This window comes from Aromatoleum toluolicum (assembly GCF_012911005.2).
GTDB lineage: Bacteria > Pseudomonadota > Gammaproteobacteria > Burkholderiales > Rhodocyclaceae > Aromatoleum > Aromatoleum toluolicum.
This window is the reverse complement of record NZ_WTVS01000060.1, coordinates 18,986-33,309: the sequence shown is the minus strand read 5'-3', so window position 1 is coordinate 33,309 and position 14,324 is coordinate 18,986. Positions and strand designations below refer to the sequence as shown.

Below are 14,324 nucleotides of genomic sequence, written 5' to 3'. Positions count from 1 at the left end.
TACTTAACCCATCCCCACCCCAACCCGGGAGTCTCCGCTTCGCTCCGCCGCTGCGGCGGCGCGGAGCGGTGCTCCACGAAACCCCGCCTCCGCCCCCTTGAAGGGGAGGGAGCCGTCGGATTCACCCGCCCGGCCGGGTCATCGCCTCCGGGTCGACCCACTGATCGAACTCTTCCGCGCGCACATACCCGCTCGCCAGCGCCGCTTCGCGCAGCGACAGCCCCTCGCGGTGCGCCTTCTTCGCGATCTCCGCGGCGCGGTCGTAGCCGATGTGGCGGTTGAGCGCCGTCACGAGCATCAGGTTCTTCTCCAGGTTCTCGCGGATGCGCGGCAGGTTGGGCCGCAGGCCGCGCGCGCAGTGCGCCTCGAAGGCGTCGCACGAATCCGCCAGCAGCGCGATGCTCTCCAGCACGTTGTGCGCCATCACCGGCTTGTACACGTTGAGCTGGAAGTTGCCCTGCGTGCCGGCGAACGCGACCGCGGCGTCGTTACCGAACACCTGCACGCACACCATCGTCAGCGCCTCGCACTGCGTCGGATTCACCTTGCCCGGCATGATCGACGAGCCCGGCTCGTTCTCCGGGATCAGCAGCTCGCCGATGCCGCAGCGCGGCCCGCTCGCCAGCCAGCGCACATCGTTGGCCATCTTCATCAATCCGCCCGCCAGCGTGCGCAGCGCGGCCGAGGTCTGCACCAGCGCATCGTGCGCCGCCAGCGCGAAGAAGCGGTCCGGCGCGCTGCGGAACGGATGGCCGGTCAGCTGCGCGATCTGCGCCGCCGCGCAATCGCCGAAGCGCGGATGGGCATTGAGGCCGGTGCCGACGGCCGTGCCGCCGATCGCCAGCTCGTACAGCGCCGGCAGGCTCGCCGTCACCGCGGCGAGGCCGAAATCGATCTGCGCCACCCACGCGCCGATCTCCTGCCCGAGCGTCACCGGCGTCGCGTCCTGCAGGTGGGTGCGCCCGGTCTTCACGATCTCCTCGCTGCTCTTCGCCTTGTCCGCCAGCGTATCGCGCAGGCGCCGCACCGCAGGCAACAGGCGATCGTGCAGCTCGCCGACGATCGCGATATGCATCGCGGTCGGGAACGTATCGTTCGAAGACTGACCGCGATTGACGTGGTCGTTCGGATGGATCGGCCGCTTCGACCCGATCGTCCCCCCCGCCAGCTCGATCGCGCGGTTCGCGATCACCTCGTTGGCGTTCATGTTGGACTGCGTGCCTGAGCCGGTCTGGAACACGACCAGCGGGAAATGCTCGTCCAGCTCGCCGGAGATCACCTCGCCGGCGGCACGACCGATCAGTTCGGCAAGCTCGGGCGCCAGTTCGCCCAGTTCGGCATTCGCCTGCGCCGCAGCCTTCTTCAGGATGCCCAGCGCGCGGATCATCGCCCGCCCCCAGCGGAAGCGGTCGGTGCCGATCGGAAAGTGCGCGAGCGAACGCTCGGTCTGGGCCCCCCAGTAGCGGTCTGCCGCCACCTCGACGGGGCCCATCGAATCGGTTTCGGTGCGCGTCGCGTCCATGCTCGTCTCCCGGCCGCTCTCCGGCCACACAGGCTTTGACGTCGGCATCGTGGCGTGATTCCCCAACACCGCGCACGCGCCGATCCCCGTGACTTTGTAACTTTATTCTGCACAGCCATGCCTATTACATTCAACGCCGGGTAGAGGAGCTATCGCTCCGGAAAGACGCCAGAGGTGCGATACCCGAGGGAGACACGACACAATGCCTCGAATGGACGGCAACACGAACCTGCAGGCAGGCGCCGCATCGGCGACCACACGCGCGGGCAACAGCCCGGAGCTGCGGCGCGTGCTCGCGAACATCCGCGTGCTGGTCGCCATCGTCGCTGCCACCGAAGCCGTCTCCCTGTCGGCCTCCACCCGTCCGACGATGATGCTCGCCGTGCTCGGCTACGCGGCCTGGGCAGGATGGCTATGCTGGGTCGAGCTGCACGGCATGCGCCCGATCCGCTCCATGCTCACCTCCTGGATCGACGCGACCTGGATCCTGTTGTTCGCGTGGCTGGCCGGCACGCAGAGCAGCATCTACACGCTGCTCCTGCTTTTCCCGGTGCTCTTCGCCGCGCTGAGCTTCGGTTTCGTGCCAGGCCTCATGATCTCGCTGTTCGCCGCCGCAGGCGCGGGTGGCGAACTCCTCTTCCGCGACCTGAACATCGGCAAGCTCTCGCCGGAAATCCTCCTCCAGCCGCTGTCGATCCTGGTCCTGGGACCGCTGGTTGCCGGCCTCGCGCGCGCCGGCGTGCAGATGAACGAGCAGATGTCCGTCGCCGACCGCCTGCTCGGCGCCGCCGACCCGCGCCTCGGCGTCAAACGCGTCGCTGAGACCCTGCTGCGGGGCGTCTCACGACACTTCGCGGCCGATCTCGGCTTGCTGCTAATCTGGCTCCCGGGCAGCGACGCGCGCCTATTCCGCTGCGACCGCAACGGCCGGTTCGGCGAACTCGACGGCGAGCTGCGCACTGCCCTCGTCGACGCGCTGGTACGCCTGCCTGCGGACGTCGTCAGCGTGCACCACCACGCCCACCTCCTCGGCCGCTTTCCGCTGCGTTACACCAGCGGCTTCGACCTGGTGAACAAGACGCCCACGAACGCGGCGCGGCCGGCCGTGCAGGATCTCGCCGAGGCGCTCGATGCGCACTCGATGATCGCGATCCCCATCTTCCGCCGCGGCCCCCATCCCTGCCGACTGGTGCTCGAATCCGCGCACCGCCGCTATCGCTCCCACGACGCCGACCTCCTCGCCGGCGTCATGGACCAGCTCGCCCCCGTGCTCGAGAACGCTGGCCTGCTGGAGCGCCTCGCCGACGAGGCGATGGCCACCGAGCGTGCACGCATCGGCCGCGACCTGCACGACAACGCGATCCAGCCCTATCTCGGCCTCAAGTACGGCATTGAAGCGCTCGCGCGCAAAGCCGGCGCCGACAATCCGCTGCGCACCGACATCCTCTCCCTGCAGGAAGTCGCGCTCGAGGAACTGCACACCCTGCGCGAGCTCGTGAGCGGCATGCGCAGCGGCGCCTCCGGCGGCGACGACGCCCTTTGCCCCGCCTTGCAGCGACAGGCCAAGCGCTTCACCGAACTGTTCGGCATCGACGTGTCGGTGCAGTGCGAAGGTAATCTGTCGATCCGGCGCAAGCTCGCCGCTGCGATCTTCCCCATGGTCAGCGAGGCCCTCACCAACATCCGCCGCCACACCGCAGCCCCACGTGCGGAGATCCTCGTCCGCGCGGACGACAATGACTACACGGTCGAAATCCGCAATCCGCATGACATCAACTCGCCTCCGGAACCCTTCCTGCCCCGCTCTGTTGTCGAACGCGCAGAATCCGTAACCGGATGTGTCGTAGTCGACATTCAACAGAACGGCATCACTGCTCTAATGATCTCGATCCCGAAAACAACCTGAGCGGCGACCGATCATGATTGAAGTCACCGAACGCCCAATCCGTGTTTTCCTCGTCGATGACCATCGCGCAACGCTGTGGGGCCTCGAACGCCTCGTCGGCGCGGCGCAACGCATGCAACTGGCCGGCAGCGCGACCAGCATCGCCGAACTCCTCGCATCCCCGGAAAGCCGCGAGGCCGACGTCATCGTCATCGACCTCGATCTCGGTGGCCAGGACTCCAGCGACTCCTTCGCCAAGCTGCTCGACACCTACGGCGCAAAAGTCCTCGTCCTCACCGGCGCCCGCGACCTCGACGCCCATCGTCGCGCCGTACTTGCCGGCGCCCGCGGCGTCGTACGCAAGGAAGAACCGGTCGACGTCCTGCTGCGCGCAATCGAAAAGGTGCACGAAGGCGACGTGTGGGTGAACCGCGCGCTCATCGGCGACATCATGAACATGCTGACGGGTAGCAAGAAAGCCGCAGCCCCCGACGACGCCCGCATCGCCACCCTCACGCCCAAGGAGGTCGAAGTCATCGGCGCCGTGGTGCGCTACAAGGGCGCCAAGAGCCTCGTCATCGCCGACGACCTCGGCATCAGCGAACACACGCTGCGCAACCACCTGACCGCTATCTACCACAAGCTCGAAGTACATGGCCGGCTCGAACTGTACCTGTACGCCAAGGAACGCAGCATCGGCACCGTCGCGCAATAGCTTATTCGTCGCGCAGCGCGGCGCCTGCCACGACAGCATCTAGCGCGGAACACCGCAGCCAAGGTTCATTGGTCGGCCGGTGATGAGCCGGACGGCCCGAAACTAGTTCATTTGTCACGCCCGCCGGGGGCGTCTCCGCCCGCGCGCAACACCTGCCCGAACACTAGTCTTGGAAAGTAGCGCGGACGCTGCAATTGCCCGCGAATCCGCCGACAGGCAACACGACCGCCCCCGCGCACGAGACGCCGCGCGGGAGCATGCCGTGCCCCCTGCCCGTAACGCACCCACCGCCACACCGGAGGAGAGACCATGCGTCGCGCCATTTTCCTCGCACCGCTCGTCGGAGCCTGCCTGCTATTCGCCCAGCCGCGCGCCCACGCCGGCGACCTGCCCGCCGGCGTCACCCCGCCACCCCGATTCGCCCCCGACCAGTTGCTGGTCGCCTTCCGCCCCGGCACGCCCGGCGCCGACATCGCTCAGGCCCATGCCGCGGCCGGCGCGCAGGTGATCCGGCGCTTCGACGCCATCGGCGTGCATTTCCTGCGAATTCCCTCGGGTGCGGTCGAAGCGACGGCCGCACTCTACGAACGCAACCCGAACGTCCGCTATGCCGAACCCAACTTCCACCGCCCGCTGATCCTCCCCACCGAAGGCAGGGACCCGATGCTCCCGACGGAGCTCGGAACCGAGTACCTGGCCCTGCAATGGGGCCTCAACAACACCGGCCAGCCCCTCTACGATTCGGCGTCGAGCTCCAACGTGACCGGCACGCTGGATGCCGACATCGACGCACCGGAAGCATGGGATCTCTCCCGCAGCAATGACAGCATCAAGATCGCGATTCTCGACAGCGGGGTCGAATGCACCCACGTCGACCTCCTCGGCAAGTGCGTCGAACAACAGAACTTCACCGCCAGCACCACGACCGCGGACGTGATCGGGCACGGCACCCACGTCGCTGGCATCGCCGCCGCCAACACCAACAACGGCAAGGGCACCGCCGGCGTCGGCTGGAACGCGAAAATCGGTTCGCTCAAGGTGTGCCATGAATGGCCCTCGGTGGACTTGCCGCTCCTCGGCATGTGCGACGTCGCCGACTCCGTCGCGGGCCTGATCCACGCCGCCAACAACGGCTATCGCGTCGCCAACATGAGCTACGGCAGCGACCCCGATCCCTATTCACCCTCGCAAGCCGAAGCGGACGCCATCAAGTACGCCTGGGGCAAAGGCGTCGTCCTCGTCGCGGCCGCCGGCAACGACTACGCCTCGACGCGCCACTACCCCGCCGCCTTCCCCGAGGTCATCTCGGTCGCCGCCACCGACCGCCACGACAACCTCGCCTATTTCTCGAGCTTCGGCTCCTCCTGGGTCTCCGTCGCCGCCCCCGGCCACGACATCCTCTCCACCTACCCGAACGCCGGCTGCAACATCCCGGCGGACGATCCGGAAGGCTGCTACAACTGGCTGTCGGGCACCTCCATGGCCTCCCCCCACGTCGCCGGCCTCGCCGCGCTCGTGCTCACCCGCTACGGCAACATCACGAACACCCAGGCCCGCGCCTACATCGAGAACACCGCCAACGCCCAGGGCGCACTCGGCCAGAACTTCCGTGCCTGGGTGCGATACGGCCGCGTCAACGCTCACCTCGCACTCACCGCCGACAGCCCTCCGCCTCCACCACCGACCATCACGCTTACCGCCACCGGCTACAAAGTCAAGGGGCAGCAGAAAGCCGACCTCCAATGGAACGTCACCGCCGCCGGCACCATGACGATATTCCGCAACGGGGCCAACATTGCCAGCGAACCGAACGACGGCGCCTACACCGACCCGATAAATCGGACCGGAGGCGGCTCGTACACCTACAAGGTGTGCGAATCGGGCACGGCAGTGTGCTCGAACGAAGCGACGGTCACCTTCTGACGAACGACCAAGAGGCGTCACACGGCGCCCCATCCAGGCGGTTTGTCATGGGTCTCCCGCGCGCGTCCTCCTATGGGCGAAACTACCCGATTGACGGTATGTTGAACCCATCGCGGCCCACACCGCAGAAGGGGAGCACGTCGTGCCCTGCCTCACCCTCGCCCGTCCGATCGAAGTGCTGCTGGTGGATGACCAACGGGCAATTCTCGCGGGGGTAACGGCACTAATCGAGAGCGAGGGGCCGCACTTGCGCGTCGCCGGGCAGGCCGGCTCCGGTTCCGAGGCGCTCCGACTCGCACGCACCACTCAGCCTCACGTCATAGTGCTCGACATAGATCTCGGAGGAGAGGATGGGCTGGACCTCTTGCCGATGTTTCGAGGCTGTTGCGATTCAGCGGTCGTGGTGTTCAGTTGCCTTGATGACCCCGGCGTGCGTTGCCGCGCCATTGGGCTCGGCGCCGTCCGCTTCGTACCGAAGACCGCATCTGGCGACGAATTGATCGCCGCAATCGTTACCGCGGCCTCGTGATCCGTCACGTGTGACAACTGTCATGGTTCGCTTGGTCCATCTGGACGAATGAAGGCAGTCGCATCGTCCGATGCGGCCATGAGCGTTCCGGAAGACCATAGAGATGCCTGAGCCCCATCCCGGGTAACTGCAACATTCCTTAGCAATTCATTCAGGCTTGGAGGCGGGTCCGGCACCGTACGTCGGTTCCACAGAATGTTTTCAGCGCCGCGCCACGCTCGTAGTCGAATCGAACCTGGAGATTCGCCAAATGACCCAAATTCCACAAATTGCTTCCTCTGCGCGGATGAGGCTCCTGACCGGGATCGGCCTCGGCGCACTGTGGGTCCTGTTCGCGATCGCGCACGTCGCTGCCTTCCGAACCACCGGCAAGGTCGCCCTGCTGACGTTCGCCATCGCCGAGACCCTTATTGCGTTGTTCTTCGTGCTTCGGGCCGAAGCCAAGACCGTGACGGTGAATCCGCGTGAATGGATCGTCGCGGTACTCGGAACATTCCTCCCACTTCTCCTACGCCCGACAAGCGACAACTCTGTACCGCTCGCGGAGTGGGGTCTCATGCTCGGCTCGATCATGCAGATCGCGGGCGTGCTGTCGCTGAACCGAAGTTTTGCGTTGGTTCCGGCCCTGCGCAAAGTCAAGACCGAAGGCATGTACCGCCTGGTGCGCCACCCGATCTATTTCAGCTACCTGATCAGCTTGGCATCCTATCTGATGACCAACTATTCCATGGAGAACCTGTTGATCCTTGTGTGCAGCGTCGGGCTAATGATTTCTCGAGTTCACTTCGAGGAGAGACACCTGAGCCTGACACCCGAGTATCGCGCATACCAGACGCGCGTCCGGTGGCGGCTCATTCCCTTCGTTTTTTGACTGGAATTGCCGTACGACGACTAGGTTGGAAGACGAAATTCGTGGCGCAGTTCACCCCATGACAAGATGGCCATGCGAGACGGATTCCCTCGAAGTACGATCAATTTAACAGCCGACCTCCCATTGCCCTGGGGAAGCCATGCTCGTTGGAAGCCGAGGCGATGCGTGTCGCAAATTTCACGCGCTATCGGGGTTTCGAGTACGGATTCCGCCGTGATCTCATCAAAATGACTTTTACAGGTCGCCTTTCTTGAGAAAACTAATCATGAGCCTCGAGGCCTCGCAGCACGCAACGATGCCAATCCGTCTCCATGGGAAAAGTTCCCTTCGGCTGGTGTTCATCGTCTCGCTGGCGTCCAGCGCACTTCTGATGTTTCTCGTGCAACCGATGGTCGGAAAGACCTTGCTTCCGGCACTCGGCGGCACGCCGCAGGTCTGGAACACGTGCATGGTCTTCTTTCAGGGCATGTTATTCCTAGGCTATCTGCACGCTCACTATACCGGCGTGATTCTCGGTCCAGAGCGTCAGGCTGCGGTTCATCTGGCGATTGCGTTTGTCGCATTGCTCTTCATGCCGTTCGGCATAGCCCAAGCGCAGCTAATGTCACCAAACCCGGCACACCCTGTTTCTTGGTTGTTGCAGGTTTTGTCTCTTTCGATCGGTGTTCCAGTGTTTCTCATCGCAGCCACGGCCCCTCTGCTCCAGAAGTGGTTTGCGCGCTCTCGCGACCCCCAGGCCGGAGATCCCTATTTCCTGTATGTGGCGAGCAATTTCGGAAGTCTGGTGGCATTGGTCGCCTATCCCGCACTCGTGGAACCGTTCGCGAACCTGGACCAGCAATGGGGCTGGTGGAGTGCGGGCTTCACCTTATTCGTTGGCCTGTTGACTACATGCGCCTTGTTGGTCCGACGGGATCAGCGCGCTCCAATAAGTGAAAGTCTCGCGCCATCCTCGGTTCACGCCGTGGATGCCGTGACGCCTGCCCTCCGTGCGCGGTGGCTGCTTCTCTCCTTTGCACCCTCTAGCCTGCTGCTCGGTGTTACGACCTTCATCACCACGGACATCGCCCCGGTACCGCTTTTCTGGGTTGTGCCGCTTGCTCTCTATCTCATGACATTCATGCTGGCATTCGCCGCGAAGCCGTATATTCACCCCCAAGTCGCGTTGCGGGTGCAGGCGTTCGCGGTCGCACTGCTTGCCGCCATGGCGCTCATACCAGGAGTAGCAAGACTAATGGCGCCTGTGTCGATCATCCTGCACTTGGCGGCGTTCTTTTTCACCGCACTGGTGTGTCATGGCGAATTAGTCCGTGTTCGGCCGGCTACGCGTCATTTGACCGAGTTCTACCTGTGGCTGTCCTTGGGGGGACTACTGGGCGGGGTGTTCAATGCGATCGTTGCGCCGATGACGTTTTCGCAACTTATCGAATATCCCGCGATTCTGGCTCTTGCATGCGCATTGCGTCCGATGGGGGATTCGATCAGTAGCAAGCGCGGTGTTTTTCTCGACGTCGGTCTGCCCATTCTTCTATTACTGGCCGTCTTCGCCGCAATGAAATCTTCATTGATGCTAGGACAGCTTTCTGCAATGTTGGGTGTCGTGGCAGTGATAGGCACTCTCGCCGTGGCAAGCGTGACATTGCTGAATTTCAGCGTACGCCCACTTAGATTCGCCTTAGGCGTGGCCGCGCTCATGTGTGTTCTCGCAGGAAATATATCGGTTCTTTCTCATGAATCGGGTACGGATGAATATGTAACCAGAACATTTTTTGGCGTCTATAAAGTCTCCCGGAACGACTCCTTGGGCCTCAATGTGTTCTCCCATGGCACAACTGTGCATGGCGTTCAATATGCGGATTCCGGAAAATCAATGCAACCGGCTGCGTACTACCATCAAGCAGGCTCGTTTGGGGCCCTTTTTTCCGCACTGGCTCCTTTGCTTAAGGAACGTCCGGTTGCAGTGGTCGGACTGGGCGTGGGAGGTTTGGCGTGTCATGGCACCAAGGGCAGCACGTGGACGTTTTATGAGATTGATCCAGCAGTCGAAAAGGTAGCTCGCGACGAGCGGTTCTTCACTTTCCTTCGCGACTGCCCTCCAAGATCTGAAGTTGTAATTGGTGACGCGAGAATCAGTCTCCGGAACGCTCCCGACCACAGTCTGGCATTGCTTGTTATTGATGCATTTACGTCGGACGCAGTGCCGACACACCTTCTCACCAGAGAAGCGATCGCCGGCTACCGGAGAAAATTGGCGCCCGATGGCGTGCTCGCTTTTCATATCAGCAACCGACATCTCAAGCTGGCGCCGGTTATCGGTAATCTCGCCCGGGACGCCGGTTTGGTTGGTCGTGTCAGTGTGCTCCGTCCCGCCACCGACACCAATCCACTGATCGCAAGCCCTGCCGAGTTGGTCGTGTTGGCGGAAAATCCAGCGTCGTTCGGCACGTTGTCGGGAAGTTCTGAATGGGCACCTCTCCCATCTGATCCAGCCACACGCGTATGGACAGATGGTTACGTGAACATTCTAAGAGCACTATTCTGAGCAGCCCGCGTACATTGGACTGACGAAGGAAGCCCAACGACACCCCCACTTGTCCGGCATACCGTCAAGGGGATCCACGTGGCTCGCGACAACGCAGGTTTTCCAGGCCCGAAAGCCGCTCTGGCTCACCGACAGGGCGTCTCACAGGACGGGCAACGGGAAGAGTCTGCGCTGTTTCTCAATCCGGACATATTTCACAGCAGCTCCTTCGCGAAATATGCTGCCGCTTTTTTGTGATCTCCAGTTCCATCTCGAGTCGCGGGACCTGGGCGCGCAACCGGGATAGCTTGGCGGGGCCGATGCTGCCGACCTCGCCGGCTCGGTTGACAGCCTGTTCCTTGAACTCGGCCGTGTACTCCTGCTTCGGGATGCGTCTCACGTCGTTCTTCCTGTCGTTGCGTCGATCGCACGACGACTACGTCGGAAGACGAAATTCGTAGGCAGCTCGGCCTTAGCTTAGCCAACTGTCCAGTTTTCCGGCACCGCCGCGGACCTTGCTCAGACCGTGCTGTATCGCATCCACCCATGCGCGATCGACGCGGCTGCACACACGAACAAAGCCCACTCATGACAGTTGTCCTGCATGCGCCCCGGCGCATCTACCTATGTGAATTGGGCCCAAACGCCGATGCCAGAAGAGCGCCTAACCCCTAATCTGCAGTCAACAGAGAGGGGACGGAGCGACGCGATGAAAACCGCGCAAATAAAGGAAGCACTGAGCGCGCTCTGGTCCGATCAGGACGGAGTGACAGCGATCGAATACGCGCTGCTCGCAGCCCTGATTTTCGGCGCGATCGTCGTTGCGGTCGGATTGCTCGGCGATGCCATTGGAACCCTGTATGAGGATATCGCCGCCAAGGTTTCGAACGCAGCGCCCTAGGTGTTATTTGGTTCAACTGCGGGAAGGAACACGACTCGCAGCGCTTTTCCGGAACGGGCCTCCCGCTCCGGTGATTTGCCGGGAGGTCCGGCGTTTCTTGACGAAGGAGATGACCATGCTGGAAATGATTAAGCAATTCGTTCAGGACGAGGAAGGCGTGACCGCGATCGAGTATGGCCTGATCGCGTCGCTGATCGCGATCATGATTATTGCAGGCGCCACCTTGGTCGGCGTACAACTCGATGCGATTTTCAACTACATCGGAGGAAAGCTTACGGTCCCGGCGGCCGGGTAACTGGAAAGGCGAATAGTGGGATCGGGGGAGAGCGCCACGGGAAGATCCGGGCGCTTTCCCTCGCCGCAGCACTCAAGTTTCCAGCAAGCGACGAAAAACGGTCATGGCCTACCTCCTCCTCTGCTTGCTTGCGCTCGCTGTCTCGTCTGATCTCATCAGCCGAAAAATTCCCAATCGACTGGTTGCCTCTGGGATTGCCCTGGGTGTGCTTCTCCAGTTCGCGATTCCGGCGGGACACGGCCCCCTTCATGTCGATAGCAGCGCCATAGGCATCGGTCCATCTCTCGGGGGCATTGCTGCCGGACTCCTAGTCATGCTTCCGCTCTACCTGCTGCGGGCAATGGGGGCAGGGGACGTGAAGCTGATGATGATGGTCGGCGCCTTCCTCGGGCCCCTGCAGACGCTCGGCGTCGCCGTGCTGACCTTCGCCGCGGGCGGCGTTCTCGCCATCGTCATGGCGCTGTGGCAACGCGCGTTTCGCCAGCTAATCCTCAACCTGCGCTACATGCTGACGACCAGCGCAATCAGCGCGGCCGGCGGCACGAGCCCCAGATTCGAACCGCTGCAGCAGACCGCCGGCCGCATGCCCTACGCGGTCGCGATCGCTGCGGGCACTCTTCTTCAGCTCATCCTCGTCCGCTCTGGAGGCTGGGCACTCAGCTGAATCGACCTTCACGGAGCACCGCCATGAACGCACCGTCCAGCGCCCGCGTCATTCCCATAGACGCCACGGCCTATCCTCGCGCACCGCGCACGCTTGAGGAAACCGACCTGCCACTGCTATTCCTCGTGGAACTCACGGCCAAGCTGCTGTTCGTGCGCGGCCAGATGCGCCTCACGGAAATCTCCCATCAGTTGCACCTGCCGGCAATCGTGCTCGAACAGTTGCTCGCCTTCATGCGCGCGGAGCGGATCTGCGAGGTCGTGCGGCGGGGCGAAACGGACGGGGACATCCTGTACGAATTGACCGATGCCGGACGCGCCCGCGCGACCGAATACCTCGGCCGCTGCAAGTACGCCGGAGCGGCTCCGGTGAGCCTCGCCGACTACGTCGCCCAGGTGGCACGTCAGTCCGTGACGAAGATGCGCGTCACGAAGGAAGACGTCAATGAAGCCTTCCGCGGCCTGATCATCAACCCGGAGGTTCGCGACCAGCTCGGCGCCGCGATGGGCTCGGGGCGCGCGATGTTCCTCTACGGCCCGGCCGGGGCAGGCAAGACCTATCTGGCCGAGCGCCTCTCGCTCCTGCTGGAAGGGGACATCGCCGTTCCGCATGCGATCGTCGTCGACGGTGAAATCATCCAAGTCTTCGATCCGTTGATTCATACCGCCGTCGAGGATAATCACCGCCCCGCCGGGCTGGACAACCTCCAGCGCCCCGACCTGCGCTGGGTCCGCTGCAAGCGCCCGGTAGCGATCACCGGTGGCGAGCTGACGATGCGTATGCTTGACCTCGATTACGACGCGAGCACCGGCTTCTACCAGGCCCCGCCGCACGTGAAGGCCAACAACGGCCTGTTCGTCGTCGACGACCTCGGCCGCCAGCTCGTGAAGCCCGAACAGATCATGAACCGCTGGATCGTGCCGATGGACCGGCATCACGACTACCTCGCGCTGCACAGCGGCACGAAATTCACTCTGCCCTTCGACGTGGTGCTGGTCTTCTCGACCAACCTGATGCCGTCGGAGGTTGCGGACCCCGCCTTCCTGCGCCGACTCGGTTACAAGATCCACATCGGGCCGATGAATGAGGACGAATACAGGAACATATTCACGCGTGTCTGCGACGAGCGCGGCGTACCCTTTGATGAAACAGCCTTCCAGACGCTGCTGAACGAGTATCACAAGGTTCATGGCCAGCCGCTGCTGGCGTGCTACCCGCGCGACATCATCAACCAGATTGCCGATCTGGCCCGCTACCGCGGCGAACCGGCAAGGCTGACGCCGGAAGTGTTGCACTGGGCGTGGCACAACTACTTCGCGTCCCGCTAGGGGCGCGTCTTGAGGGGAGGAGCCGAAGGCGCGTACTCGCGACCTCGGCACCGTACCGAAGCGCCTGCTGAGGCGGGCATTTGCAGGACCTGGGCCTGATCGCCGACGGTCCGGAAACAAGGGGATTCACATGAAGACCAAAGGTCTCGTCTTTCTCTTCGTAGCAATGCTCGCGGGTCTCGCCGCCGTGGTGCTCGGAACGCGGTGGCTGCAGTCCAAGGCTAATCCCGCCGAAAACCGCATCGCGGTAGCCGCGGTCGAGTTGCAGCTGGGCGGCCGCATCACACCGGATGCCGTTCGTATGGTCGAATGGCCATCGGGCAGCGTCCCGAACGGTGCCTTCAACGACGTCGCAAAACTCGACGGTCGCGTCGCGATCACCGGCATCCAGCCCGGTGAGCCGATCCTCGAATCGCGCCTCGCACCGGACGGCACGAAGGGTGGTCTGTCCGCGGTGGTGCCGGAAGGCAAACGCGCGATCACCGTGCGCGTCAATGACGTGGTTGGTGTGGCGGGCTTCGCACTGCCGGGAAACTATGTCGACATCCTGGTCAACACCGAGAACACCGGCGCAAACCGCAACAACGAGGACCAGATGATCTCCAAGATCGTCCTTGAACGCATCCTCGTGCTGGCGATCGCGCAGGAAGCCAACCGCGACGAGACCAAACCCAAGGTCGTCAATGCGGTCACGCTCGAAGTCACGCCCGAACAAGCCGAACGCCTGGATCTCGCACGCAGCGTCGGCAACCTGTCCCTGGTGCTGCGCAACCAGGTCGACTCCCATCCCACGGACACCGCCGGCATCACGAAGGCGATGCTGCTGCGCACCTCGGTCGAAGTGCCGCCCACACCCGCCGCCCCGGTCAAGGCCGCCGCGCCGCGTCGCGTGGCCGCGAAACCGCGCCCTGCCCCCGAGCCCCCCCGCACCAGCGTGTGCGTCGAGGTCATCCGTGGCGTCAATAAGGTCAACGAATGCTTCTAGCCCAATCCAAACCCGCATGGACGCATGAGGACATCATGACCACGAATAAGAACAAACGCAGTCGCCGGCTCGCCGCGTATGGCATGTCTGCCATTGCCGCATTGCTGGCTTCAAACGCCGTGCAAGCTGCGGTCACCAGCGCGCCACCGGCCAGAAAACCGGTCGCTGTCTCCGCCACTGCCGGT

At 63.3% G+C, this 14,324-nt stretch carries 12 protein-coding genes; 11 read left to right on the top strand and 1 reads right to left on the bottom strand.

What is annotated here, in order from left to right:
* Positions 1-121 precede the first annotated feature (121 nt).
* Positions 122-1,522: a class II fumarate hydratase gene (gene fumC / locus GPA27_RS21880; RefSeq protein WP_169142552.1), complete on the bottom strand. Its 1,401-nt coding sequence runs from the start codon at positions 1,520-1,522 to the stop codon at positions 122-124.
* A gap of 202 nt (positions 1,523-1,724) precedes the next feature.
* On the opposite strand from fumC, the gene GPA27_RS21875 reads away from it, so the two are divergent.
* The 11 genes from GPA27_RS21875 to cpaB all read left to right on the top strand — a co-directional run bounded on the left by GPA27_RS21875 (position 1,725) and on the right by cpaB (position 14,139).
* Entirely contained in the window at positions 1,725-3,428 is a 1,704-nt protein-coding gene (locus tag GPA27_RS21875; protein WP_169142551.1) for a sensor histidine kinase, read from the top strand.
* 13 nt (positions 3,429-3,441) lie between these two features.
* On the top strand, positions 3,442-4,122 hold the full coding sequence (locus tag GPA27_RS21870; RefSeq protein ID WP_169142550.1) for a response regulator transcription factor: 681 nt from the start codon (positions 3,442-3,444) through the stop codon (positions 4,120-4,122).
* Positions 4,123-4,431: 309 nt separating this feature from the next.
* Positions 4,432-6,045, top strand: coding sequence for a S8 family serine peptidase (locus GPA27_RS21865; RefSeq protein ID WP_169142549.1), 1,614 nt, complete (start codon positions 4,432-4,434; stop codon positions 6,043-6,045).
* A 142-nt stretch (positions 6,046-6,187) separates the two neighbouring features.
* Entirely contained in the window at positions 6,188-6,574 is a 387-nt protein-coding gene (locus GPA27_RS21860; RefSeq protein WP_169142548.1) for a response regulator, read from the top strand.
* Positions 6,575-6,824: 250 nt separating this feature from the next.
* Positions 6,825-7,445: a methyltransferase family protein gene (locus tag GPA27_RS21855; RefSeq protein ID WP_169142547.1), complete on the top strand. Its 621-nt coding sequence runs from the start codon at positions 6,825-6,827 to the stop codon at positions 7,443-7,445.
* 265 nt (positions 7,446-7,710) lie between these two features.
* The gene (locus GPA27_RS21850; protein ID WP_169142546.1) at positions 7,711-9,987 is read left to right on the top strand and encodes a spermidine synthase; all 2,277 of its coding nucleotides are present in this window, start codon (positions 7,711-7,713) and stop codon (positions 9,985-9,987) included.
* Between the two features lie 688 nt (positions 9,988-10,675).
* On the top strand, positions 10,676-10,867 hold the full coding sequence (locus GPA27_RS21845) for a Flp family type IVb pilin (RefSeq protein WP_169142545.1): 192 nt from the start codon (positions 10,676-10,678) through the stop codon (positions 10,865-10,867).
* 115 nt (positions 10,868-10,982) lie between these two features.
* Positions 10,983-11,162, top strand: coding sequence for a Flp family type IVb pilin (locus tag GPA27_RS21840; RefSeq protein ID WP_169142544.1), 180 nt, complete (start codon positions 10,983-10,985; stop codon positions 11,160-11,162).
* Positions 11,163-11,265: 103 nt separating this feature from the next.
* Positions 11,266-11,826: an A24 family peptidase gene (locus tag GPA27_RS21835; protein WP_169142543.1), complete on the top strand. Its 561-nt coding sequence runs from the start codon at positions 11,266-11,268 to the stop codon at positions 11,824-11,826.
* A 23-nt stretch (positions 11,827-11,849) separates the two neighbouring features.
* Positions 11,850-13,154, top strand: coding sequence for a DUF8689 domain-containing protein (locus GPA27_RS21830; protein WP_169142542.1), 1,305 nt, complete (start codon positions 11,850-11,852; stop codon positions 13,152-13,154).
* Positions 13,155-13,284: 130 nt separating this feature from the next.
* Entirely contained in the window at positions 13,285-14,139 is an 855-nt protein-coding gene (gene cpaB / locus GPA27_RS21825; RefSeq protein ID WP_169142541.1) for a Flp pilus assembly protein CpaB, read from the top strand.
* Positions 14,140-14,324 lie beyond the last annotated feature (185 nt).